Source organism: Paenibacillus sp. S02 (assembly GCF_019454065.1).
GTDB lineage: Bacteria > Bacillota > Bacilli > Paenibacillales > Paenibacillaceae > Paenibacillus > Paenibacillus polymyxa_B.
In genome coordinates, this window is the sequence record NZ_CP073682.1 from 5,663,896 (window position 1) to 5,689,722 (window position 25,827).

The window sequence follows — 25,827 nt, forward strand, 5'->3', positions numbered from 1 at the left end:
GCTCCTCTATGTCGGTTAGTTTACGTTTATGCGTTGTTTGCTTACGTATTGAATGACATCTTTAATGGTTTGATTATGTCCCTGATCGTTGAGAGCCTGATCCAATGCAGGGAGCGTGGTAAAGGTTTTATTTTTTTTCTGAAAATATATGCCTGCCATAGGGAATTCATCAACTCTACCAGGTCCATGAATCCCGTTGTCAACATTGGCAATGACGATAACATCCTTCAACCCATCCTTATTTACATCCTTGAAGGCCACCGCCTCTACACCTCCATAGCGCGCTACCCACTCATGGTTCCCATAGAAATCTGGGAATGGATACAGAATATGTCCTTGGTCATCCAATAGGAAGAAAAAGAATTTACGAAGACCTTCCGGATACCCATATGTGGATACAAATCGTACTTTCCCAAAGCCTTCAAGAGTAGTTTGAAAAGACTGTGACTCTTCAATTTCATATTGGTTGGTATCCAATTTTTCACCGCCAACTGTGGAAACAGACTGATCCTCAACAGAACTTAGCTCACTCCATAGTTCCTCATTCTGCCTGATATTCTCTGGAATTTGTGCAAAACGAATTTCATACTCCGCATGGTCCCCTACTACATGAGCCATAGGTACACTCATCCCCAACGAATCATTTGTGAGATAACTAAACGATTCCATTTCTACTTCCGCAAGCGAACCTTTGGTTACATCCGCGTTTGCTAACAGTTTAATCAAATCATCTTTTGTGAAATCACCGATTAACCCTTGTTGCTCTGGCTGAACAGCTGTAATCTTCCCGCTTTTTATAAGCTCAATAAAAGGTTTCTCGACCTTTACCAGATCCCTCAATCTTATTCTTGAAGCCTGCTTCATATCCAGATTCGTCGTATAAAACATATGACTAGGATAGGCTGCGTCCTTCACATAATGAATACCCGTATATTGAACACTCAAGAATCGTTCACTTTGTCGTTTGATCTCATAATCAATTTCAACATGGACTCCAGAATTGGAATCCGCATAGTTTTGTAATCCTTCTAAAGCATCAGTCTTAAGAATTTGGTTTAAAGATTTCTGCTTTGCAATATCCTTGAGTTTTGTAATTTGAGGGTATTTAATCATGATCCCATGTTCTGAATATTTCTCTTGAATGAGTTCATAGCTTTGCTGTTCACTAGTATTCGAGGCGGTGCTATACTCAGAATCAATACGGACTTCTCCACTGGTGGAAAACTCAATGATAAGGTTCTGTTCAGAATCATCACTGTTTATTAAGAAACCATCGCCGTGGTCTAAAACTTCGATACTCATGCTATCATGCTGCCGATTCTCTAAAATAAACTCATCTATATCCTCGTTCAATTCCCACGCATCTGGAAGCTTTATCTTATCTGTTACTATTTCTTTCTGTGTCCATTTTTCTCCGGAGAATTCCCACAACGCAACAAATACGGGGTCTGGATGATATATTGAAACATATCCCCCTAACAACAGCTGTATTCCCTGGTCTGAATCCCGAACCATAAAATCTGTAGCTAATTCTGGCCCGTCTTCCTCAAGCATCTGGGCATGCACAAGTTCTTTCGTACTCCACCACTGAATAAATGTATATTTGCCTCCGATCGTACCCGTTACCGTAGTGGGTGCTCTATAATTCACAACTCTCACATTTAGCTGCCCACTTTTTAACTGAAACGATTTTGTTAAGATAGTAAGATTGTAATTAAATTTTTCTACTAATTCTCCGTCCTTCAGCTCTGCACTCTCCGGTTCGTTTAACAACAAATTGAGTCCCTGTACGAACTCCTGAATCTTATTCCTTCTGACTTCAGCGTCTCCCTCCTCATCGTCGACTATCCGGAGTGTTTGTACTAACGCATCCAGCTTATTCGAATAGAGAATCGCTTCAGCTTTATTGGGAAGAGGAAGCTCACGATCTTCTTCTACTTTTGAAGAACTAGGCTCCTTCACGCAGCCGTTTAGCACCACAAAGGAAAATAACAATAACAGGATGCAACATATACGACCGTTCTTTAAGTGATTCATGCCGGGTATCACACTCTCTACAATTTATCATTTACCTCTATGCTCATAATCTTCCACCTGCCCGACTGTTTTTCCAACGTAAAAACAAGTCCTTTGTCTGTTTTCTCTTCATTTGAATTACTTCTTACTAAAAAGGTCTGCTGATTACCCTCATAAGCGATTTCTTTTATATCTAAATCTAATCCCGTATAGTCCATAGCGGAGAAATCTATGATATCCTCAAAATCATATTTTGGGTTTGCTGACAAAGCAGTGAATTTCGCCATCTCAGGCAAGTGTATCAAGAAGCGATTCATAAGATAATGATCTTCCAAATAATTTTGGATAATATCTTTAGGAACCGTAGGGTATACAAATTTTTTATCTTTATTTCCATATAATACTTCTGATCTTTCTGGTCCAGTCCTGTCAAATTTCTGATACGTCATGATTGTATGTTGTTGAGTATCCTGAAAACGGTAATAACTCACATCCTCAAAAACACTATCTTTATTAATATCCTCCAGCTTCCTGATTCCTTGCCCTGTTGCTTCTGGATAATTGTAATTCAGGTTGCTAATTCGGTTATGGTCTAAAGTAAATATAGAGAATCCTTCGGCCTCATCCACTTCGCTAGTGGAATATACCACGATAAATTTTTGTTCTGTTTGATCCAACTTCATGATCTTCACATCTTTATTAAGATGCACAACCATAACTGGGTCCTTTAATTTATCAATGATGTGATAACCAGCATCCTCCCGGACTACAAATATGTCGTCAATTTTCTCTTTTTCTAATCCAAAAGCAAGCACGTATTCCAGCTTTCCATCACGATCCAAATCTTCTTTTAATATTTTTTGAATATGCTCACCTTGGGGTTGAATTTTCTTTATAAACTGATCCAATGTGTCAGAATCTGTAGCGCGAGCACTACTTCTTTTATTTATTGGAGTAACAATATTGCTATTTTGATCTAGTTCTTGAGCAGCAGGCTCTGGTTCAGTCACAGCTTTTTGCTCTACCACTTGAGTGCTAGGTTTGATGGGATCAACTGCCTGCTGCTTCTCATTCGTAGATTTTTCCGAACATCCATTCAATAGCAGGCTAAATAACAATATTAAAGATAGTATTCTATTTTGTTTTATAAAGTTGATTTCAAAAAACTCCTCTCTCACATTGTTCATTGCACGTTTATACGTTGTTTACTTACGTATTGAATGATATTTTGAAGCGTCCGATTGTGGCCTGTTTGATTGATACTCTTATCCAATTCAGGCAAGGTAGTGTATGTGTTGTCCTTTTTCTGAAAGAAAATCCCCGCGATAGGGCGCGTTTCTATTCCGTGCGCATTTACCCCTGTGATATAATCCGCAATTATGACAATGTCCGTACGCCCGTCATGATTTAAATCCTTAAAGCTTACTGCTTTAATCCTGTCAATCATCCTACCGTTGTTACCATAAAATTCGGGGAATTCGTATAGTATCTTCTTTTCCACATATTTGTCATTGTTAACTTCCAAAAAAAACTTTGCTTGTATCAGATCATTCGTACCCTCATCTTTTAATGTAGATACAAACCTTACTTTCCCCCACCCATTAAGAGAAGTGATAAAAGATTGTCCTTCTTGAATAGTATATGGTTCCAGATTAGGGTCGGGCTGAGCATCTTCTTCTACATAATCTGCGCTACGTTGCTGTTTTATGGATTTCTCCATGTTGTAATCAATGGTAATATTATACACATTTTCCTTTTTAGTGTCCCACAGAATCCTCAAATGCAAGCCGTTTTTGGAGTAGAGCAGACTCCCATTTGTTACAATACTCGGTTTGCCGTAGAGCTGTAGTACTTTGCCAAGGGTATCACCGATCTTCAATCCTCTTTTTGTTTTAAACTTGGGACTTTCCAAACTCACAGCTACCAGATAACTTTCCCCATCCACCAGTTCCTCACCTTCAAGCTCAATCTTAGATAAGACTACAAATCTTATTTCTGGGTCCACATAGTTAGGATAAGACAAACTCCACCTTCTGTAAGTCCCGTTCCCACTAATATATCCTCGATTGGAACTATCATATCCCTCACCGTAACCCAACTTATGAATAAGTTCTTTAATGTCTGTTTTTTTATCAATCTTGTGTGATTGATATGAAGTTTCAAAGTCCTCGTCCTGAAGGGGCTTCGGATCGGCAGATACAACAGTTTTGGCTTTGTCTGTTCTTTCCTCTGGATAGTAGCCAGTATTTTCTTGCTTAACTTTAGCAGTAGCTGTTTCCTCATGGTTATAAGTATTAATATCTGAAAGACTACATGCGGATACTCCTAAAGCCAAAAAAAGCAATATAATGAAATAACCGTAACCTGGCTTGTGCACTTCTTTTCCCCATTTCGAGATTCAGTTTATCGTTTGCCTGTTACCGTCCACTTATGATTTCGATGACCAAGATTATCTTGAGCATTTTGAAGTGCTTTAAAGGTAACATTAGGAAGCTTTATACCTTCTGAGCTAGCGATATCTTGGGCTGTACTTTTACTAATACTTGATAAATATAAGTCATAATTATCAGATTCTTTGTTACTAAGTTTGTCATATATGGATTTCACATTCTCGCCCCATGCACCATGTCCAGCATACGGACCATAATCTACTGTTTTCGAATTCATTCTTACAATTGGGGTTATCCAATTGCAGTACTGATATATATCACCCTTACCTTTAATTCCATCCAGGTTATTACTTTTAACTACAACTTGTCTGAACTCTTTGCCATAATAAATATATCCCAATATTTTTCCGAATATTAAATTATGTGCCTTCACCAAATCCTTTGCATAATTAGTCTCGACCCCATGCTGACCATCAGCTGCACGATTTGTACTGCTCGTATTAAAGCTTCCCGTTCCTTCCTGAATAATAATAGCTAATAAAAGACGTGGATCAATCTGAATATTATATGTCTCTTGTATGCTTTTTGTAGCTTCCCACAAACTGTGCAACTTTTCTTGATTCCATTTTTGTTTAGTGAAATTTAATGAGCGCTTTTTGAAATATTTTTCAGCCTGAGAATTACCATTATATTGGAATTCAACAGGTATCCATTTTCCAGCCGGAGTCTTTACGTTCGTTTTTGCAGGTTCATCTTTCGGTTCATTGGTGATGGGTACTTCTGGTGATGCCTTTTCAGTAGTATCGATCAGACCCAGTTTCTCTCGTATAGCTCGTCCCGCCTTCTCAGCAGCTAGCTTTTCTTTGATATTCCCGCTTGCCTCAGCAGCCATCCAACGAATTGTTTCTTTTTGCATTTGCTCTTGAGCCCATTTGGGGAACGTGACCATTTCGCGTAATTTGCTTCGAAGTCCCTCTGCCAGCTTTTGCGCTTTACGCATGCCGACTTCGTCACCATTGGCTTGAGCGATATACCAATCTTCTTTGTATTTACGCAGCCAGGACTGGGCCCAGTCGGGATAATTCAGTTTCTGTTTTTTCTGTTCTGCCACCAGATCAAAAGCCTTTGCTTTCCTGTGTGCATTAGCAGTTGCTAAAGCTTTCAACATAGGTGTTGCACCAAACGTTGGCTCTTTCCACTTCATAGGCTATCTCCCTTTTATAAGAATGCTAGAAAAGCCGTACATCGGATATACATGTATCCTGATATTTCGTTCCACGTTCAACTGATAAAATAGTAAGTTTAATAAATGAGGTATTAATAGGCTCTTTAAATTTCTTAAGTGTGTTAAAATCATTCATTTCTAGAGAGGAACCATCTGAGAATTCCAGTTTTAGTTTTTGAACTCTGTTATTCTCCCGATAACTTTTCTCAGATTTAGCATATCCGTTAATCAACTCGATCCCCTTTACCTTCTGCAATGACCCCAGATCTAACAGTATAGTTTCCCCTTCCCCGTTGCCTTTCACACCTTCACACCATGCAGTAGATGTATCTCCATCCAACAGATTTTTGGCATCATAAGTCTGCGTGCCTTTACTTGGCAGAGTGGATGAAGCTTTAATTTGATGCACTTTTATTTCACTATCATATTTAGAAAAATCATTAGCAGTATAAAACCACTGCACAGGCGTTGCTGTATTCCCATTAATTGTAGTGATAGTTGCAGCTTTACTTTCTAAACCTGTATTTATATTCAGTTTATAATTAGACGGCGAGTCTAACTTTTCAAACCATAACTCCGACCCATCACGAGACATTAAAGGTCGTTCCATCCCTTTGCCTAAAAGGTGCTCCTCTCCATTATTTAAATTTAACAAGTACGTTTTATTTACAGACATGGAGTCAATAGAATAGATTAATTGATTCTTCTGAGCCCATTGATTGACTATTGCCATACCAGAATCTATATGGATTTTCTTAATGGTTCTATAATTTGATACATCAAATATGACAATATTCTGCTGGCTGTCGGTAAAACAAAACTGGGTACTGTCTGGAGAAAATTGTCCTTGATGAATGTCATCTATATCTATAGAACTTCCATCTAATTGAATAGCTGTTGATTGATTAGTTAACGTGTCATATATATACCCTTTGTCTTTATCCTCATATAAATACTTGGTTAAATCAGACGAAATTACTGGATGGTTATAAGGCAGCTTAAATTCATTTACTTTGTTACCCGAATCCAAATCATAAATCTGTACTATTAATCTCGCTTCTTCAAATAAATCTAATACGAATGCGATTTGACTCCCATCTTCTTGGATTCTCCCTACATTTACATAAGAATCTCGATATTTCTCTTTATCCTCCTTCGACTGTAGGAGACTAATCAGTTTCTCGGCACTTAAGAACCGTTCAACTTTTGAGCCTTCCAGCTGAACTAAAAATTCTGCTGGATCTTCTTTGCCTTCTTCTACGGTTAAAGCCCATTCTTTCTTGCTATTCTCTTTAACAAGCTCCGTTTTATCATTTTTATTAGCTGATTCCACCACTTCTGAAGTCATATCTACCGTTTTTGAAGAAAAGGGAGTAGAGGCTTTTTGAGAAGCATTACATGCTGACAACACGATTAAAAAAAGAATGATTAATATGTTTCTGATCATCTTCACTTTGATCTATCCTTCCGATCAAGAATAGCTAGTCCTGTTACAGGATTAGGTCTTTCATCCAATGAATTCTTCACCACACCTACTGAACTCAAAAATCTTACATACTCATCTTTATGGACTGTAATACAACCTGTCGAAGTCGCTCTACCTACAGTATCGTTATTGTTGCCTTTGTGTATATTTATTCCATCTGCAGTACAATCCTTTTTTTGACTTCCCTTGGTAGCAGGAACTATTCCACCATTTCGAATACGCAAAGCAGGATAAGTATGCCGATGTCTTCCCCCTAGAAATTCATAAACTCCATCTTTAACAGTTTTATCCTTGCTCTCGTAATCTGGAAGCGTACTAGCATTTTTACTTGTGTACTTAATCTCGCCGTCTATCACCACAATAGCCATCGCTCCATACCGACCTTCTGGATGATCGAGTTGTTTGTGACTATAAGAGCCATCTCCTTCAAAGAAAAACACAAGGGGTGCCTTACGGTTTGAAGACAGTTTCTTTTGAATGATACTGTTATTGGTGTAATCGTTTATTCTGTACAGAGCTCGAGCCTGATTACCTTTTACACCCTTACTACTTATATAGTTTTCGATCTTTTTCACCGCTACCAATCCATCTTTATAATCATCAGGATTTAATGGCTTCGGTTCCTCTTTCGTTGGCCTTTCAGGAGTGGTCGGAGCCTTCTTCTCCGTCTGCGTCTCCGTTTTCGTTGTTGTCGTTGTTGGAACAGTCGGCGTTGCAGCCTTGCTAACCTTGGGCCATGGAAGAACGCCATTGGCTACTTGATGCAGGTACACTGCGAGCACATCACGGCCATAGCCCTTATTGTCCAAGCCGTATTTCTTCGCAAAGTCCTGCAATGCAGCGTTAAGCTCCTTATCCCAATCGCCTGTAGTTGGAAGCTTGTACGAGAAGCTATCTGGATACTTCTTGGCAAGCTTGTTCAAATTCTCCCTGGCAAGCTGGCTGTTCACGCCATACTTACTCCGCAGAGCAGCTGCTTCCTTGGCTAGAGCCTTTTGATCAGCAACGGTCAGCTTATGGGCCGCATCTGCGTATTGTCCAGACAGCTCCTCCAATCGATTCGCATCGAGATAGGAGTTGGCAGAATGCCCACGAATCAGCTCGTTGATCAGCACATTGTCACGCAGCTGGTTCGCGAGAAGGTGCATCTGCTTTTGCTTAGCCTTATCATTTGCGCCGTAAGCTTCCCACCACTGGGACGTGTATTCATGCATTTGTGCTCTGGCCCAGGCAGGCATACGATCTATTTCTGCCACCTGTTGACGCAATTGCTTGGCCTTGGCTGCTGCTTCCTTGGCCCCCTTTTGGTCCCCTGCTGCCACGGCTTTGTAGTAGTCCGTTTTATATTGAAGCAGCAAATCCTGTACCCATTGCGGATATCCCTTCCCCTTTAATTCTTGAATTAGGGATTTATAGGCTTTCAGCTCTGCATCTGGCACCTGATTTTTCATGAGCTTACTAGCCTTGATATGAAGCGTTCCATCGGTTCGGATATAGCTGGTTTTGCACGTCAGAGATATTTCGCGAGTAGCGGTCATCTGTACCTTTTTGCCATGCAGCACCAAGTCTGTATCGGCGTGAAAGGTAAGATCGTGATGACTATACACGTGAATACCGGAAGCAGGATTTAAGCGTACAAGTATCTTTTCTTTTTGGGTGGAAAGTGCTACTTCTTTGTCATCGAATCTCGCCACTTTTTGAGTTTTGGTATGAAACAGCTTTCTTGACGGCTTGCTGATTTCATCTCCTTTGTAGTCTCTCTTACGCAGGGATTGAACCACACGAGCTTCCTTTTCTTTGTTAGAAGGAAAATACAAATGAACATGATCCCCTAGCTCGGGCATGCAATGCCAACCGATTCCATCACTGGTATACATGGTGGGGTAAGAAAACCAGCACCCCTCAACTTTGGACTGCACAGAGTCCACGGACAAGTGAAGTTTAACGGATTCATTTTCACCATCTAACTCAATGACTTTCCCTTCAATAGAGGTACCTTTGATTAACTGGTTATGTATAGCCTCCCTCGGAATACCTGCTTCCGGAACGAGAACGTAGCCATATGTCATGATGCCTTGCTTCATCTCTGCATGAATCTGATCAATAATCCAATGCTTTCGTTGAAACACGACGACATCGCCAAGTTCAAAACGCTTCGTATCCTCCAATTCAGCATATGTATATTCTGGACCTGACTTTGTTTTTTGGAGGGAAAAGTTAATGCTGCGCAGTTCACCTTTCACCTGTTCTTTCGAGGTACCTAACCATAGTCTCGGAAACACGGATGTAATCTCAGCAATCAGTCCAGCTTGCAGATGAGAGGCCATTCTTTTTAGAAACTCCCAATCACTCTCCCCATACTGGATAATAAAGTCGTCCAGTTTTCTGTCGCTGTCCGTCAGGTCAATAAAATCCCCGTGTGGATAGGTATCGATGAGTTTGCGGAACAGTTGATAATACGTCAAGTTGCTATTTTGAAACGAACGGTTTTTCCGTTGTTGATCCATTAGATATGTAAAAGAGGCAGCCTCTATGTACATGTGATATACGCCATTCTTGAATGCAATTCTAATATTGGTGACGATTCCTTTAAAAATGCTAACTGTCCCTCGGTCTTCATCCGTCTCATATACCTCTAGCACATCCTCATCATGCGCTAAACCGTCATACTTCGCATGATCCTCATCCGGTATGAGAGCAGTAATGTACACCTTACCGTGTTCATTTATCTTCTGTGTCAATTCAAAATCAAGCAGCCTGATAATTTCATACGGTGCATTCACTCTAATATTTCCATAAGTCAGCACAGTTCCTGCCAGTCCCATCTTACTCCCCCCGTTTGCTTTTCATGTGATGCAAACCCTACATTCTGTTAACTATTCCTGCCCGTCTGTGGTGAACGAGATTTTTCCACACCACATGCATAAGTTCGTGGAGCAGCTCATAAGAGCCGAAGATTGATCTACGTATACATCCTTTTTTCCATTCAACCAAGGCATAGAAACGCTCGGTTTGCAGGGCTGCGGAATGATTTTTCCGGAATTTCCTTTGTTAGCAGAAGAAACTGTAGGATTATGCATACTACGGCACATTCCGAAAGAAGGGATATGCGTCTGCGAGTGAAAATCCTGAATATTCCCTTGCAGTTTGTCGCCAATACTAATCCCTCTGTTAGCTGAGACACTAAATCTTCCCGTATGACTTCCATAGCTGCAATGTATCTGTGCCCCATCCACTACATAGCTCTCACTCATTCTTAGACTCTCCTTTGTATAGATGGCCCCTCTGTATCGACCTTTTGTAATTTCAAGCCTGCCAGATTGAACTTCAAAATACATTCAGCCACATCGAGGTCTACAATGATATGATGATTGGCATCCTGAACCCTGAATATTTTATGATTCTCCACTGCATGTTCATCTAGAATGATTTTCTTCAGTGTACCGTCCCTATGATATTCACTACATGGTGATAAACACATCAGGCTAGGCGGATTTGCCAGCCAATACCTTGTTTGCTGCATTCGCTGCATATCGGCAAAAACAACCAACTTCCAGCTTAATCCGGATTGATATATATCAAAGATTTCCTTTAGTTGTTCAGAAACGATGGATACCGGATGCTCTATAAAATCAATATAGTCCGCGTCACCTGATACATAAAATTGTAAAATAGATTCCTCATCAGTACATGATGAGCTTTCTGCCCATTCCAATAACTGCCTGCGATTCGTCTCTACTGGATACATATACTCCGTAATACGATTATCCTGTTGAATCATGTAGTACTCCATAAGCTGTTGAATACACCACCTCACTGATTCCTTTATACTCCCCTATTCTTATTTCCAATTCGTCCTCGCATTTCAACGCCTTGAATTCAGGTAAATGTACAGCCTGCTGAATAGCATCTTTCGCTAATTTCAGAATATATTGATGAAATTCCCCTGCAGCCTGGAGTACAAATCGCTCCACATCAGGCTGAAAAATCTTATTCATATAGGGTTTTCGAAGCTGATTCAATTCACCCTCCACTTCTGCTAAAAAGCGGAATACCCAGCCTGCATCATAGATTCCATAACAAGGTTGAGGATCAAAGAACCAATTTTTATCATAGGCTTCGACGACATAGTTATAGTTGCGATCCATCAGATACGTGCGCCTCATAGAATAAGTAATGTATCCGATCCTTGTCTTGGCCACTTCTGCGGAATGGGCTTGCAGGCAGATCGATTGAAAGGATTGAATAAAAGAAAAAATGAGCTCATCTTTTCTGTGTTCATACAAATACGCTGCTTGATGTAATTTCTGGTTCAATACATCTTCCGCATAGGTCTTATGGAAGTGTTCTAGGGCTTCCAGTCTATTCATAATTCCACCTCTGAACCTATTATATAGAATATTTACATGATATTACTGGTCCTATTCTCCTATTTAATTACACTTTTTTCATATGATGAGATTGCCAACGAATGTATAAAAAGCCAAAAAAATAATCAGATAATTTCATGAATGTGTATTCGCATACACCAAACCCTCAAAAAGACCTCCGCACTAGACCTAAGAAATGAAGGTTTGCGCAAGCGAATAGGTAAATGGAAGTAGAAAGATCGGTTTATAATGAAATAATCATGTATAATTAATGATACGCTCCAAAAACACATTCAGAGGATCGGGAATGGGATACACAAACTGCTAGAGTTTTTGGATAACCACCACTTTGCATCAGGATTGGAGATACATGATTAGTTCACCTACAGGTTTTTATAATAGTATTCAAGAGGCTACCGCGCATGTCATTGATGTGCTAAGTGGTATTTTACATGTAAACACCATTTTTATTGCCGCTAATGACGGCATTACGAATGTGATTGTAGATTCATTTAACCGGGAAGAGGTGCTCGTTAAGGAAGGGGATGTGCTCCCTTTCGAGCTTAGCTATTGTAGTCTGGTGTTGGACCATCCTGCGGATCACCTCACGATTTCAGAAACGACTATTCACCCGCACACATGTGATTTAGATGTGACTAAAACCATTGGAAACCACTCATTTACAGGAATCCCTATTCGCATGAAAAATGGTCAGGCTTACGGAACCATTTGTATCTTGGACGCGCCATCTGTGCATTTGACGGAAGCCGAACTGAAGGCCCTTCAGGCTATGGCTGTGTTTCTGGGTTATGTGGTAGAACTGGAGAAAGACAAGATAGATGCTGAAATCTCTTCTATGAGCAAGTTGGATTTGATATCTTCCCTGAGTAATAAAATTCGGTTTTCGCTAACCGAAATATGGGGAGCCACCGATCTCATGTTGACGACGGAGTTAACAGAGGAACAACAGCAATATATGAGCATCATGGAGTCGAGCAGTCGCTCGCTCATGACGTTGTTGAGTAATATTTTGGATTACAGCAATATGGAGTCCAGGCAGATTGATGATATTGAAGATCCGTTTGATCTGAGAACGATGATGGAAAATGTATTGAGCCTGTATACAGAGGTAGCCTCGCAGCGGAATCTAGAGTTAAAGCTCGACTGGAATCTCACCAGCTCACCTATTTTTATCGGGGATGAAGCTAAAATTCGCCGTATGCTGATTAATTTGGTAGATAATGCAGTGAAGTTTACAAGCACAGGAGCTGTCACTTTATCTGCAACCACCCAATCCGTGACCGATGCACCTGAGGTTGAACTGGAATTAAAGGTGAAGGATACCGGAATCGGTATATCTCCGAATAAATTGAATTTTTGGCTTGAACATGACCGTGGATACTCTCTCTCATATGGAAATCCAGGCTTGGGTTGGCAGATTACCAAACATCTATTAAAACGAATGAATGGTAAGATGACTGGGATCAGTGAACCTGGTAGCGGGACGGAGATAACGCTCCAGTTCACCCTGAAAATATACCAGGAGTCTGCCTGAAACAGAGATTAGCTTGTGATGATATGGCATATCCTATAATAGAAGCCCGCGACGCATAACGTCACGGGCTTTATGTTATGGGTACGTGTCACTAGGCAGTATTATCGCTCTATGCCGCACGTTTGTGCATAGCCAGACTTAGTAACGTTTGGGAGCAGCCAGCTTGGCCAAATCCGCCATATACGTAAAAAAGGCTTCTGGATCTGTATCATATACCAGGTTCACAGGACGTCCATCTGCCTGTTCCACCGTTCTGCCCTGACTTGGTCCTTCTGCGATAACGCTGCAATGCACCGTCTTTTTCTTGACAATGTCCGGGCGTCCTACGGATGCAGTGGTCAGTACATCCCACAAGTAGTAGGTTGAGTTCGTTTCGCTATAAACGAGCGGCGGACATCCTGCATAGCAATTGCCCAAGAAATCCACGCCTTCATATCGGCGCTCGGCAGCCCAACGATTGCGTACTGTTGGGGTTAATGGCACTTTGCTTGTGCTTTCCAGCGCTACCAGATCAATCGTGATGCCGCTTTGCCACACCCGATATGCCGCATCCGGGTCCCAGAATACATTCCACTCTGCTGTGCCGTCGTGCTCCGGTTCCTCCACATTCCCTTTTTCAAAGGTGCCACCCATCCATACCAGCTTTTCAATCTTTGCTTCAATATCCGGTGCTTCATCCAGCGCTCGCGCCAGATCGGTTAGCGGTCCAGTGAATAGCAACAGCGTCTTACCTTCAGCTCCGCGTACCTTTTCGATCAGATGCTGATGAGCTGGCAGGGATGAAAGCGGTGCTTCCATACGCCCTGATTCATTCAGTACGGGTAATGCATCCACATAGAAGGAATGTAAACGCCAAGCGGCAGGAAACGGATTTTTACCGCGTGAATTAGACTTTGCGACTTCCACAGGCCCTTTATTTTGTCCAAAACGATCAATAATTTTACGGCTGGCATCCGTCGCAGGCTCCAGGTAACCATCTGCTGGAATCACCGATACTCCGGTCAAATGAACCTGCTCCATCTGAAGCAGCATAAAAAGGGATACTAGATCATCCACTCCACCATCATGATTAAAATAAACGTTTGTCTGACTCATCTGTCTCTTCCTTCCTTTATCCCCGTAAAACAGGCTTGTTCTTATCGGCAACCATCCTTCATTATGCCTGATCGCTTCACAGGAGTAAATGTGGGATAGTGCGTGAATCAGGGATTTTTTGCTTACTCCATGCTTAAGAAAGATAGAAATGTGTGTAATAACAGGGTAGAATCATGGGTCCTAATCGGAAGTGTATGAAGGAGAGATGCATATGACAGCCCGAACAATAGAAGAGTTGGAGCAGATCCGTAAAGAATGTAAATCCATGGTGACAAAAAGGGCTGCGGCTTCAGGTGGAGCGGTATTAGTTCCAGTTCCAGGGGCTGACGTTCTTGCTGATGTTGGCATTTTGATGCAGCTACTGCCAGCTATTAATGGAAAATTCGGATTATCTGAGAAGCAGCTGGAAGGTCTGGACGCAGAAACAAAATCCATGGTGTATGGTTTTATCACCTCGATTGGCAGCAAGCTGATCGGGCGACTCATTACCCGTGAAGTCATCGTGCAGATTTTGCAAAAAATGGGCATTCGTATCGCTACCAAGCAGGTTAGCAAGTTTGTCCCCCTTCTGGGGCAAGGGCTAGCCGCGGCAATTGGCTTTACTGCTATGCGAACCATTGGTAATCGGCATGTCGATCAATGTTATGAAGTAGCCAAACGCTTGCTGGAGCAGCGAACTGCCGCAGATATCGCGCGCAACTGGACGGTTCCACAGCAGCCTCTGGAGCCTGTGGGAGTTGATCATTTGCCAAACCGGGACCCGGAAGCAGCAATTCCACTACTGCCGGCATCCACTAAAGATTAAGTCCTTCAAATTCAAGTCAACCATCCATTTCACCCACACGGGGTACTGCAGATCGAGACAGCTCTTGTATCCCGTGCTTTTTAGCCTTCCACCTTGGCTCCATAGGAGCGAGCTACTGCTACTGCCTGCTCGATATCCAACTTGGCTCCGGTAATGTCCAGATCTTTAAAGTTCACGCCATCCATCTTCGCACCGCGCAGGTCTGTTCCTTGAAGATGGGCTTTGTGCAGTCTTATCCGGGTAAGATCCGCCTCCCGCAAATCTGCCTTTTCCAAATTGCATTCGGATAAGTCAGCTTCCTTGAATCGTATTTTTCGCAAATCTTGTTTTCTTAAATCTGCATGACGCAAATTCGTATAAGACCAGTCTCCGCCCGTAATTGTGATACCATCCATATTCGCCCCTGCAAAATCTGAACCTACCAGCTTGCAGTTATCAAATCGGACTACAAACAGATTGGCGCTGGTGAACAAACAATTGGTAAAAGCCGACTCCTTGTAGTGAGATGCATTCAGAATGGCTCCGGTAAAATCACAGTCCACAAAAGTACAGCCTTCCACGAGGGACTCATTCATCTCCACACCCCGAAAGCGACATCGGGTAAACTCGCAATTTCTCCACTCGCCTTCTCTGGCATCCATTGATCCAAAATCACGGGCTTCATAGACCTCATCTGTATAAAAGAACATGTTCTCTCTCCTATTCCTTATTCCTTATATTAGGAATTCAGCATTTCGGCAAGGACCGCTCAAAACCGCCTTTCATTTTTCCCAGTAAACCCTTCATCATCTTATGATCCTGCGGCGTAAACTCAGACATGCACGACCGAATTAACTTCGTATAATAAGGGACTATCTTACTTAACAGCTCTCGTCCCGCCTCTTTTAATCCGACAGTCACCATCCGCCCGTCACTCTCATGAGCCACACGTTCAATCATGCCATCTCGCTCTAATCCGTCGATCAGCCCCGTCATGGTTCCACGCGTCACATCAGCTTTTTCCGCCAACTCTGATGGTGTCATGCGATGTGGCGAATGGCAATGCAGCAGGCTAAGAACAATAATCCGGCCCTGAGAAGCCCCCAACTTGCTAAAATCGGTATCCATTTCTCTGAAAATACCGTTAGCCAAGCGTGCAAATGTCACAAAAGTCTCTATATTATCCACTTCGGCATCTTCATGTCCAAAGCTACGCAACACCCCGCGTATGGAGTCATTATGAAAATTAAAGTTCATAGTCTATCCATTCCTTCCTTAATCCCGCTTGTTCCGTCAGACGGTAGCTTTTCCATTCGTCTGGCAGCAAAGAAGCATACGGTTCCTTGGCAAAACGATCATCTACCAGGACCAGCAATCCTTCGTCGTGCTCTGTGCGAATAAGTCTGCCACCTGCCTGAAGAACCTTGTTCATCCCTGGATATACATACGCATAATTGAAACCATTCCGTCCCTGTTCGGAAAAATAATCCCGCAGCACATCCCGCTCTGCTCCAATTTGTGGCAAGCCGACGCCGACGACCACTACCCCATTTAAGCGATCCCCAGGTAAATCGACACCTTCAGCAAACACACCACCCAGTACGGCAAAGCCAAGCAAGGTGTGCTCTTGCCCAGGCTGGAAAGCCTCTAGAAATCGATCCCGCTCTGGTTCCGTCATCCCCGGACTTTGTACCAACGTATTTGCGGACACGTCCCGAAGCATAAACTCCTCATATACCTCACGCAGATATGGATAGGACGGGAAAAATACAAGGATATTTCCTTTCCGTTCCACAACCAATGCAGCCAGCATATCCGCAATCGCCCCTTTGGAACGCTCACGATCCCGATAACGGATGGAGAGCGGCAGCAGACGTACATCCCACTGCTCCTGATGGAAGGGGGAAGGAACCTGTAACGTATAATCTTCCTCGTTTGCTCCGAGCATGTCCCGGTAATAAGCAAGCGGTGTCAACGTTGCGGAAAAATAAATGGCTGAGCGGTAGCCCTTAATAGCTTGTCCCAGCAAGTGAGAAGGATCGAGGCAGAACAGCTTGACCCTCACTTCACTGCGCCCCGCTTCCACATAAGTAACGTACCGTTCATCATATAAAGCAGCAATGCGCAGCATATTCTGAGCGGTAAAATACGTATCTAGAAGCAATGCATAAGCCGTACCCTCACCGCTTGCGTGGCTTGTACTGCCCCCCGTCACCAGTTCACGTTCAGCTGCTTCCACAAAAGGCGCTAACAGCTCCAGCACCTCTTGCGGTGCTGCTGTCTCCACTGCTTTTCCTGTATCTGCATATTGCTTGCGCAGCGTAATCATATGTGCGTTCACTGCACTCGCAGCCGCAGAAATCTCTGGGCATAGCAACTTAAATTCTCGTTTCAGTTCCAAAAAAGAAGATTTCAAAATTTCCGCCGAAAACATGTCCCGGCCGCGTTCTACCAGATTATGCGCCTCATCCACCAGTACAACACCTTTTCGCTTGTGCTCCTCCAGCAATCTTTTCAAAGAAATCCGTGGATCGAAAACATAATTATAATCACTGATTATACCATCCGAGGCATACGCCACATCCAGCGAAAATTCAAAGGGACATACCTTATGCTTGCGCGCATAATGCTCAATCACCGCCCGGGTCATTAACGTCTCATTCGCCAAAATATCGGATACCGCACCGTTGATCCGGTCGTAATAGCCCTCGCACATGCTGCATGATCCAGCATCACAATCATTTTCATCCTTAAAGCAAATTTTATCCTTCGCAGTCAAAGTCACCACATGCATGTGCAGCCCTTGGGCCTGCATTCTGGCGTAAGCTTCTTCGGCTGCTGCCCGAGTGGTGGTACGAGCCGTTACATAATATACTCGCCTAACCTGCCCCTTACCGATAGCCTTGATCGCAGGAAACAAGGTGGATACCGTTTTACCAATGCCTGTAGGCGCTTTGGCAAACAGGTTAACCCCTTCGGCAATCGTCTTGTACACCGAACCCGCGAGAGCTCGCTGACCCGAACGATACGTATCAAAGGGAAAGTTCAACATAGCAATGCTGGCATCCCGCTTTTTCGCATGTGCTCTCAGCAGGAATGCATACGGTGCATAACCAGCAATCATCTCTTGTGCGAAAGCTTCCAGCTCAGCAAAGGATAGTTCTCGTCTGAATCGGCGAATGTCTTCACTGTGTGCCTGTACATAAGTAAGTTGGACCTGCATGAAATGATGTTGCTCCTCACGGGCAATCATATAGGCATACAGAAATGCTTGTGCCCAGTGTACGGGTTGACCGTCACCCTGAATATCTTCGAGGGGCAAAGAGATCGATTTAATTTCATCAACCGTCCATACTCCATCCAGCTCAATCAGTCCGTCACAGCGGCCTTCAATGATAAACAATTCGTCCTTATACGAAATTTCTGTACGTAAATGTACCTCTTTGCGGTCATGCTCCTTGTAACCTTTCTGGATAACCTGATGCACGCGAGTTCCTTCGAGCATACTGCTATTCGAGCGAAAGCCGCTATGAATGCTGCCGCTCCGATGCACATATTCCACAAGTGGACGCACCGATATGTGAATTGGTTCCTTCATACGATCACCCGTTCCGGTCATAGTCCTTCCACTGTACCACGTAGATAAACGAAACGTAAGGGACATAAGAATCGTTTGTGGTCAATTGGTATTCACTCATGCCTACTTTTTACCGAAATATAGAAACGAGGCCTTTTGCTTTATTCCCCACGATACTACAACTCTCATTTCAGCATAAAGGATAGGGATATGTTAAAAGAATTAATTAACAATTTTGCGTTATTAACAAGCTTCTTATTCTTTGGAAATTTATTTTTCCGGAAATATGAACGTTACCTAAAAAAACATGTATTCATTTATCGGGTAATGAACGGTTTAATGCTGGGTCTGTTTGGCATTCTGTTAATGATGACCGGTTTATGGATCCGTGGGCACTTTGTGGTCGATCTGCGCCAATTGGCGATTATCATATCTGTTTATATGGGAGGATCGGTATCCGGTCTGCTGACCACCTTGATCATAAGCCTGTACCGTATTTACATCACAGGTGGTTGGACAGATGTTTCTCTGACTGCTACCGTCAATTGCTTCATGACACTGGTCATTTCACTTATCTTTATTCGAGAAAAAAGCCTAACACTCCGCAAGTGGATGTCGGCCGTGTTTGGAGCTGCTGTAGTGTCGCTGTTATCTACTTTCTATGTAGTTAACCCTCCTGATAATGAATCTATGATAATAATCACAACCGTTAAGTTACTTGGCGGCCTATTCACTTATTTTATGATGTCCCATATCAAAAAAACAGAACGGGCTGTTCATCTGCTGGAAGAAGCTGCAAATCGGGATCATTTAACCGGACTCTACAGTCCGCGTGCTTTCGATGCGCTATTCGAAGAGGTCTTTCATACTTCCAAGACTACAAAACAACCCTTTGGACTCGTGATGCTGGATATTGACCACTTTAAAAATATTAATGATACGTATGGTCATTTGAACGGAGATACCGTCTTAAGCCAATTGGGAATGCTGTTAATCCGGGAATCTACAACGAGGGCGTACCCCTCCCGTAAGGGCGGAGAGGAATTCGCCATTCTGATTGGAAATTGTGATAGTCAGAAAGCAGCAAGCTTTGCCGAAAAGATTCGGAAAGCTGTGGAAAATGAACGTTTTCTTTTGAATGACGGAACCTCGATCTCTCTAACCGTATCCATTGGAGCAGGCAGTTCACCTGTCATTGCATCGAGGCACTTACTGGAAAAGTCAGATGAGGCATTATATGAAGCTAAGCGTTCAGGACGCAATCAGGTGAAACTGGCAAAACCATAAATATTAGTCGCTAAATGTCAGGAAAGCTGGATTATTGTTAATAAAAAGTGGTAAAATGGAAATAACATCGTTATCAAAAAAACTTCTGCCGCTAGTGGAGACATGCCTTACAATCGACATGGGGGGTGGGCTTTGTGAACCTCGAACAATTGGAAAAACTCATGGAAAAAGAACGCCGTGAACTGAATCGCATGGCTGACTTACACGGATTAAAAGATGAACGTGTATTGGACAAATCCTCCAGACTTGACCGTATTATGGACAAGTACCTTCACACCAAGCGTGCAATAAACCAAACACACTCATAGAAGCAAGCTACATCGCTGCCCCTCAGGGCAGCTTTTTTATGATGTAAGCAGTATTCGTCCTCCTTCGGTACACCTCTGCATCGTACTCACCTTCTTGTTAACTGACTACTTCCCGCCATATTCCGTCCGCAACAATTGTTGTGTGAACGATATCCATTCTCTGGCGGCAAAGGACAGATAACGATCGTTCCGCCAGATCATCCCCAAATGCCAAGGAATGACGGGGTCCACCAATGGAAGAACACGCAAGCGCTCGGAATCCAGATCTCGGCAAATGGCCTCCGGCAACAGCGCTACTCCCAGGTTTGCAGCAACCATTTCGCTAATCAGATCCCATTGTGAGCTTTCGTAGACTACACGCGGCTGAAAGCCAGCACGGACACATTCGGCAATGATACGGTCATGCAGCGTAAAATCCTCACGGAACAGTACAAACGCCTCCTCCGCCAACGCAGATAATGGTACCTCCTTGCACTCTGCCAATGCATGCGTAGGATGAACGAGCAAATTCAGCTTTTCCTCCACAAACAGAAAAGTCTCAAACATATCTCCAACCGCAGGCAGCACAATCACCCCGATATCCAATGCCCCGGCTTCTACGTCCTGTTCCACTTTCTTCGCTCCGTCCTCAAATAATTGAATAGTCACATCAGGATATGCCTTATGGAATTCTCCAATGACACGCGGGAAAAAGCTCGATCCGACCATAGGGGGCAGGCCAATACGGATATGTCCCTTTTTCAGGTTCATCAAATCACTCAGCTCCGAGGACAGGCTCTGAAAGGACTTTACAATCGCTTGTGCTTGAAGCTCAATTACCTTTCCCGCGTCCGTCAATTCGATTCTTTTGCCAATTCGGTCGAACAAAGCGACCCCCAGTTCATCTTCCAAACTTTTAATCGTCTTACTGATCGTCGGCTGGGTAATAAACATGCTCTGGGCTGCCTTTGTAAAGCTACGCAACCGCGCGACTTCCAAAAAATATTGTAAATGTCGGATATCCAAAGCTACACCTTCTTCCATAGACAAACGGAATAGATTACATTCTTTATATGCATTTTACTCATGAAAGCTTGTGATGTAAAATTTCATTACAGTTTGAAAATAACCGATCTCAAAGATAGGAGCCATTATATATGAAAAGCTTCATACGCGGTGTCCTCCAGATCGCCGTCCTGATGGCCTTTTCGCTCATCCTGAACGCGGTAGTCTCCTGGCTCCACCTGCCTGTACCCGGTAGTATCATTGGTATGCTGATCCTTTTTATTCTGCTGCAAACCGGCTTGGTCCGGCTAAGCTGGATTGAAGTTGGCGCAAATTGGTTGCTGGCCGAGCTGCTATTATTCTTTATCCCCTCCGCTGTCGGCGTTATGAATTATTGGCCGATGCTGGAACACGATGGTATGAGCATTATGCTGGTCGTGTTGCTCGGCACCTTTCTGGTGATGGCCTGCACAGGTATGGTCGCTAGTCTGCTTGGTAAACGAAAGGAGCATAAATCATCATGACCGGTCTTCTATGTATTGTATTGACACTCGCTATTTACTGGATGGCCAAACGCATGTACCGCACACTACCCAAGGTGTATTTGTCTCCATTGCTCATTACACCTATTGTTATCATTTTGATTCTGACGCTGACGGGTGTGAACTACCGTTCTTATAATTCGGGCGCTCACTTGCTGTCCATGCTGCTACAGCCAGCTACGATTGCATTTGCTGTCCCTTTGTACCGATATTTCCCTGTGTTAAAAAAACACGCGACCCAAATCGTGCTTAGCGTGCTGTCTGGGTCTGTTGTAGCCGTGTTGTCCTCCATGGCGCTTGCTAAGTGGATGCACCTGAATTCTTCGCTGCTGAGCAGCCTGATTCCTCGCTCCATTACGACGCCCATTGCGATGAATGTATCGCAAACGATTGGCGGCAATCCGACGGTCACGGCTGTATTCGTTATTCTGACCGGATTGAGCGGTCTTATTATCGGTCCGATGATTGTAAAGCTGTTCCGTATCGAAAATGAAGTCTCACGTGGGGTGCTGCTCGGTACCGGTGCTCATGGTACAGGCACTTCCAAAGCATTCGAGTTCAGTTCGCTGACGGGGACGATATCCAGCATCTCGATGGTGCTCGCCGCTCTCTTTACCTTGGCGGCTGCCCCGTTCCTGTTCCACTTGATGCTGTAAGCAATCTGTATACAAAAAAGCAGCGATTCTCTTGTTATGAAGAATCGCTGCTTCTTTGCTTTCAGTCCATGTCTCAAAGCAATGGACGGCTCAAGGGTATATATCCTTCGCGGCCTCAAATAGCTTTAACGTCACCGGGTTTCACCTTTGCCTCTACAGGCGTTACAGCTTCATACAGGTAAGCATCCAGCTCAGCCGTATATTGTCGTTCTTGCGCGGCGCTCCAGCCTGCACGTTCAGACATCCATGCGATGGCGGGCTGTTTCCAGCGCTTCACCTCGTCAATCTGGAAGAACAGAGCGCCAGTTCGGCGTATAAAAAAATCAGACGGTGTCACTGTCATTTCCTGTTCCATCGCATACAGGAGCGGGACACGCACTTCCACAGGCAGCGCCGCTTCCTTCTCGGTAGCCTCCTTCATGCTCTGTGCCGCTATGGCAAACAATCGCTCTGTGTTGGAGCCATAGCGGGTAGCCCATGCTCTAGCTATATCCGGCGACAGGCCGAGCGCAACACCTGCTGCGGTTTGCTTACCTACGTACGCGTCCCAGCCCGCTGAGCCTCCTACGCTGCCACCCGAAATCGGGATATGTCTGGTGCGGCATGCCCGGAAGCTCTGCCCATGCAAGCGCCCCAGCTCCCGTACCGCACGATCCACGACGAGTTCGGACATTTTCCGGTAGCCCGTCAGCTTGCCGCCTGCAATCGTGATCAGACCTGAACGGGATTCCCAAATTTCGTCCTTACGTGAAATTTCCGAAGGGCTTTTACCGTCTTCATAAATGAGCGGCCGTACCCCTGCCCAACTGGATTCTACATCCGTAACAGTCAGCTTTACATCTGGGAACATTCCGTTGATCGCTTGAAGCACATACGCCCGATCTTCAGCGGTCATCCGAGGATGCGCCGTATCCCCCTCATACACCGTGTCGGTCGTACCTGCATAGGTTTTTCCATCACGTGGGATGGCAAATACCATGCGTCCATCCGGTGTATCGAAGTACACTGCCTGTTTAAGCGGAAAGCGCTTAGCATCGAACACCAGGTGAATACCTTTCGTCAGGCGAAGCACCTTTCCTTCTTTGGAGCGATCCATTTCCCGCAATGTGTCTACCCATGGTCCGGCTGCATTAATAACCAGCGAAGCTCGAATTTCGTATGGCTTTCCCGTTACCCGGTCCGTTACGCTTGCACCGCTTATTCGTCCTTCGTCATACAGCAGCTTGTCAGCCTTGGCATAGTTCACCGCCAGCGCCCCTCGTGTAACAGCTTCCTTCATGACCTCAATCGTCAGGCGAGCGTCATCTGTGCGGTACTCCACATAGCTGCCGCTTCCCTTCAATCCGTCACGCTTCAGCAAAGGCTCGCGCTCCAGCGTAGCTTGGATGTCCAGCATGCGGCGGCGCTCACTGCGCTTAACGCCAGCAAGGAAATCATACACCAGCAGCCCGACAGAGGTGGTGAATGCGTTAAACGTGCCGCCCTTGTGAAAAGGAAGCAGCATACGCTCCGGTATGGTCACATGTGGACCATTTTCGAATACGATTGCCCGCTCCTTCCCGACCTCGGCTACCATCTTAACTTCAAACTGCTTCAAATAACGAAGACCACCATGCACTAGCTTGGTCGAGCGGCTGGACGTGCCTGCTGCAAAATCCTGCATCTCCACCAGTGCTGTCTTCAAACCACGATCCGCCGCATCCAGCGCAATACCCGCCCCTGTAATGCCGCCGCCAATGATTAAAATATCAAAATGCTCATGTCCCATATGTTCCAAAACAGCGGTTCTCTCCTGCGCAGCAAATCCCTGCTCTCCCATCATTTATCCCTCCAGCTTTGTATATATTCACGATGCAATCTGCCAACCGAATCATCATAAGGTACAAAAAAAGACCACGAACATCGCTGCGGCGGATGCCGAGCGGTTCATGGTCTCTCCAAGTCTCCTGACGAGTATTAACTTATCTATATCGTAGCACACACGGTACGCTATGAAAAGGGAAATCTGCCTGTTGCCAGATGGCTGCCTTCTATCGCAAAACCGTCTCTACTTGAACGCCATTGCGGCATGAACTGCCTTTTTCCAGCCACCATAAAGCTCAGTCCGCACGTCCTCACTCATGGACGGAGTAAAGGTATGATCACTCTGCGCATATCCCCGGATTTCATCCAGACTGCTCCAAAACCCGACTGCCAGTCCCGCTAAATACGCCGCACCGAGTGCAGTTGTCTCGTTCACAGCAGGTCGTTCTACAGGCAGATCGAGAATATCGCTCTGGAACTGCATCAGGAACTCGTTCATCACTGCGCCTCCATCTACACGCAATGAGCGCACAGGTACACCCGAATCGCTCGCCATGGCAGTTAGGACATCTTTAGTCTGGTAGGCCAGCGATTCCAGTACCGCTCGTATAAAGTGCTCCTTGGTCGTTCCCCGCGTCAAACCAAATGTCGCGCCGCGCACGTCACTGTCCCAATACGGGCTGCCTAGGCCTACAAAGGCCGGGACAAAATATACCCCTTCCGTCGAGGTCACACGCGCCGCATACGCTTCACTATCTTTGGCCTCGCGGAACATGCGCAGCCCATCACGCAACCACTGAATAGCAGACCCAGCTACAAAAATGCTGCCCTCCAGCGCATACTTCACCTGACCATTCAGCCCCCATGCAATGGTCGTAATCAGTCCATGTTCCGAGTCACAGGGTTCATCTCCAGTATTCATCAGCATAAAGCATCCCGTACCGTATGTATTTTTAATCATGCCCTTGTCAAAGCATCCCTGACCAAACAGAGCTGCTTGCTGATCGCCTGCCGCTCCGGCAATAGGGATTTCCTGTCCAAAAAAGTGATAATCCACCGTATGCGCATAAATCTCAGAGGATGATTTCACCTCTGGTAGCATAGACGCAGGAACGCCGAGAATACCCAGCAGCTCCTCATCCCATTTTAGCTCATAAATGTTGTACATGAGTGTGCGGGCCGCATTGGAATAGTCCGTTACATGTGCTTTACCACCGGACAATCTCCAGATTAACCAGGTATCAATCGTACCAAACAGCAAATCCCCGCGCTCCACTTGAGCTCGTGCCCCTTCGACGTTGTCGAGTATCCATTTGACCTTGGTGCCAGAAAAGTAGGGATCAATGAGTAGTCCCGTTTTGCTATGAAAAATATGATCAAATCCACGGCTTTTCAATTCCTCGCAGATCCCGGTTGTTTGCCGTGACTGCCACACCAACGCATGATATACAGGCAGACCCGTATGTTTATCCCACACCACTACGGTTTCCCGTTGATTCGTAATACCAATCCCGGCAATTTGGCTGGCTTTCACACCTGATTCCGACAGGCAGGAGGCGATGACGGCCAAAATAGAGCTCCATATTTCATTTGCGTTTTGCTCTACCCACCCCGGCTGGGGAAAATACTGTGGGAACTCCCGTTGTGCCTTGTATACCACTTTTCCCTGCCGATCAAACAAGATGGCCCGCGAACTGGTTGTGCCCTGATCCAAGGCAAGAATGTATTGCTCCATCACTTCCCGATCTC

General features: G+C 44.5%; 22 protein-coding genes. 6 read left to right on the forward strand and 16 right to left on the reverse strand.

The window, feature by feature from the left end; all coding sequences use genetic code 11:
* Positions 1 to 15: 15 nt before the first annotated feature.
* From KAI36_RS25225 to KAI36_RS25265, 9 genes are read right to left on the reverse strand one after another with little or no spacing between them, the layout of a single operon-like run.
* Positions 16 to 2,037, reverse strand: a complete 2,022-nt coding sequence (locus KAI36_RS25225; RefSeq protein WP_220026313.1) for a DUF4163 domain-containing protein — start codon at positions 2,035 to 2,037, stop codon at positions 16 to 18.
* Between the two features lie 17 nt (positions 2,038 to 2,054).
* Positions 2,055 to 3,203 (reverse strand): hypothetical protein, encoded by a 1,149-nt coding sequence (locus KAI36_RS25230; protein WP_258296543.1) that lies wholly within the window; start codon positions 3,201 to 3,203, stop codon positions 2,055 to 2,057.
* A complete protein-coding gene (locus KAI36_RS25235) occupies positions 3,200 to 4,393 on the reverse strand; it encodes a hypothetical protein (RefSeq protein WP_220026314.1) in 1,194 nt (397 codons plus the stop codon). The genes KAI36_RS25230 and KAI36_RS25235 overlap by 4 nt, the downstream gene beginning before the upstream one ends.
* Before the next feature lie 26 nt (positions 4,394 to 4,419).
* Positions 4,420 to 5,610: a hypothetical protein gene (locus KAI36_RS25240; RefSeq protein ID WP_220026315.1), complete on the reverse strand. Its 1,191-nt coding sequence runs from the start codon at positions 5,608 to 5,610 to the stop codon at positions 4,420 to 4,422.
* Between the two features lie 25 nt (positions 5,611 to 5,635).
* On the reverse strand, positions 5,636 to 7,078 hold the full coding sequence (locus KAI36_RS25245) for a discoidin domain-containing protein (RefSeq protein ID WP_258296542.1): 1,443 nt from the start codon (positions 7,076 to 7,078) through the stop codon (positions 5,636 to 5,638).
* Between the two features lie 2 nt (positions 7,079 to 7,080).
* The gene (locus tag KAI36_RS25250) at positions 7,081 to 9,942 is read right to left on the reverse strand and encodes a contractile injection system protein, VgrG/Pvc8 family (RefSeq protein ID WP_220026317.1); all 2,862 of its coding nucleotides are present in this window, start codon (positions 9,940 to 9,942) and stop codon (positions 7,081 to 7,083) included.
* Positions 9,943 to 9,993: 51 nt separating this feature from the next.
* Positions 9,994 to 10,371: a DUF4280 domain-containing protein gene (locus tag KAI36_RS25255; protein WP_220026318.1), complete on the reverse strand. Its 378-nt coding sequence runs from the start codon at positions 10,369 to 10,371 to the stop codon at positions 9,994 to 9,996.
* A 2-nt stretch (positions 10,372 to 10,373) separates the two neighbouring features.
* Entirely contained in the window at positions 10,374 to 10,898 is a 525-nt protein-coding gene (locus KAI36_RS25260; protein ID WP_220026319.1) for a hypothetical protein, read from the reverse strand.
* On the reverse strand, positions 10,882 to 11,487 hold the full coding sequence (locus KAI36_RS25265; protein WP_220026320.1) for a hypothetical protein: 606 nt from the start codon (positions 11,485 to 11,487) through the stop codon (positions 10,882 to 10,884). Before KAI36_RS25265 ends, KAI36_RS25260 begins: the two co-directional genes overlap by 17 nt.
* A 370-nt stretch (positions 11,488 to 11,857) precedes the next feature.
* Here KAI36_RS25265 and KAI36_RS25270 point away from each other — a divergent pair, with 370 nt between their 5' ends.
* Positions 11,858 to 13,042 carry a sensor histidine kinase gene (locus KAI36_RS25270; RefSeq protein ID WP_220026321.1) on the forward strand — a complete coding sequence of 395 codons (1,185 nt, stop codon included), beginning with the start codon at positions 11,858 to 11,860 and terminating at the stop codon, positions 13,040 to 13,042.
* A 138-nt stretch (positions 13,043 to 13,180) separates the two neighbouring features.
* Here KAI36_RS25270 and KAI36_RS25275 read toward each other — a convergent pair whose 3' ends face one another.
* Complete coding sequence (locus KAI36_RS25275) at positions 13,181 to 14,137, reverse strand: nucleoside hydrolase (protein ID WP_220026322.1); 957 nt, start codon at positions 14,135 to 14,137, stop codon at positions 13,181 to 13,183.
* 211 nt (positions 14,138 to 14,348) lie between these two features.
* Between KAI36_RS25275 and KAI36_RS25280 the strand changes: the two genes are divergently transcribed.
* Positions 14,349 to 14,942: a hypothetical protein gene (locus KAI36_RS25280; RefSeq protein WP_025721817.1), complete on the forward strand. Its 594-nt coding sequence runs from the start codon at positions 14,349 to 14,351 to the stop codon at positions 14,940 to 14,942.
* An 80-nt stretch (positions 14,943 to 15,022) separates the two neighbouring features.
* Here KAI36_RS25280 and KAI36_RS25285 read toward each other — a convergent pair whose 3' ends face one another.
* Genes KAI36_RS25285 through KAI36_RS25295 form a run of 3 tightly spaced genes read right to left on the reverse strand, consistent with a single transcriptional unit; the run spans position 15,023 to position 18,540 of the window.
* Positions 15,023 to 15,631 (reverse strand): pentapeptide repeat-containing protein, encoded by a 609-nt coding sequence (locus KAI36_RS25285; protein ID WP_220026323.1) that lies wholly within the window; start codon positions 15,629 to 15,631, stop codon positions 15,023 to 15,025.
* Between the two features lie 37 nt (positions 15,632 to 15,668).
* Positions 15,669 to 16,178: a MarR family winged helix-turn-helix transcriptional regulator gene (locus KAI36_RS25290; protein ID WP_013312480.1), complete on the reverse strand. Its 510-nt coding sequence runs from the start codon at positions 16,176 to 16,178 to the stop codon at positions 15,669 to 15,671.
* The gene (locus tag KAI36_RS25295; RefSeq protein WP_220028203.1) at positions 16,168 to 18,540 is read right to left on the reverse strand and encodes an ATP-dependent DNA helicase; all 2,373 of its coding nucleotides are present in this window, start codon (positions 18,538 to 18,540) and stop codon (positions 16,168 to 16,170) included. Before KAI36_RS25295 ends, KAI36_RS25290 begins: the two co-directional genes overlap by 11 nt.
* A gap of 168 nt (positions 18,541 to 18,708) precedes the next feature.
* Between KAI36_RS25295 and KAI36_RS25300 the strand changes: the two genes are divergently transcribed.
* Positions 18,709 to 19,785 (forward strand): GGDEF domain-containing protein, encoded by a 1,077-nt coding sequence (locus KAI36_RS25300; RefSeq protein WP_220026324.1) that lies wholly within the window; start codon positions 18,709 to 18,711, stop codon positions 19,783 to 19,785.
* A 134-nt stretch (positions 19,786 to 19,919) separates the two neighbouring features.
* Positions 19,920 to 20,093 carry an aspartyl-phosphate phosphatase Spo0E family protein gene (locus tag KAI36_RS25305; protein WP_013312483.1) on the forward strand — a complete coding sequence of 58 codons (174 nt, stop codon included), beginning with the start codon at positions 19,920 to 19,922 and terminating at the stop codon, positions 20,091 to 20,093.
* A 105-nt stretch (positions 20,094 to 20,198) separates the two neighbouring features.
* On the opposite strand, the gene cidR is transcribed toward KAI36_RS25305, so the two are convergent.
* Positions 20,199 to 21,098, reverse strand: a complete 900-nt coding sequence (gene cidR, locus KAI36_RS25310; RefSeq protein ID WP_023990853.1) for a cidABC operon transcriptional activator CidR — start codon at positions 21,096 to 21,098, stop codon at positions 20,199 to 20,201.
* Between the two features lie 131 nt (positions 21,099 to 21,229).
* Here cidR and KAI36_RS25315 point away from each other — a divergent pair, with 131 nt between their 5' ends.
* Both KAI36_RS25315 and KAI36_RS25320 read left to right on the forward strand, forming a co-directional pair.
* Complete coding sequence (locus KAI36_RS25315; RefSeq protein ID WP_013312485.1) at positions 21,230 to 21,601, forward strand: CidA/LrgA family protein; 372 nt, start codon at positions 21,230 to 21,232, stop codon at positions 21,599 to 21,601.
* Positions 21,598 to 22,275, forward strand: coding sequence for a CidB/LrgB family autolysis modulator (locus KAI36_RS25320; RefSeq protein ID WP_013312486.1), 678 nt, complete (start codon positions 21,598 to 21,600; stop codon positions 22,273 to 22,275). The genes KAI36_RS25315 and KAI36_RS25320 overlap by 4 nt, the downstream gene beginning before the upstream one ends.
* A 115-nt stretch (positions 22,276 to 22,390) precedes the next feature.
* Here KAI36_RS25320 and KAI36_RS25325 read toward each other — a convergent pair whose 3' ends face one another.
* Both KAI36_RS25325 and glpK read right to left on the reverse strand, forming a co-directional pair.
* Positions 22,391 to 24,094: a glycerol-3-phosphate dehydrogenase/oxidase gene (locus tag KAI36_RS25325; protein ID WP_276572471.1), complete on the reverse strand. Its 1,704-nt coding sequence runs from the start codon at positions 24,092 to 24,094 to the stop codon at positions 22,391 to 22,393.
* 228 nt (positions 24,095 to 24,322) lie between these two features.
* The gene (glpK, locus tag KAI36_RS25330; RefSeq protein ID WP_220028205.1) at positions 24,323 to 25,813 is read right to left on the reverse strand and encodes a glycerol kinase GlpK; all 1,491 of its coding nucleotides are present in this window, start codon (positions 25,811 to 25,813) and stop codon (positions 24,323 to 24,325) included.
* Positions 25,814 to 25,827 lie beyond the last annotated feature (14 nt).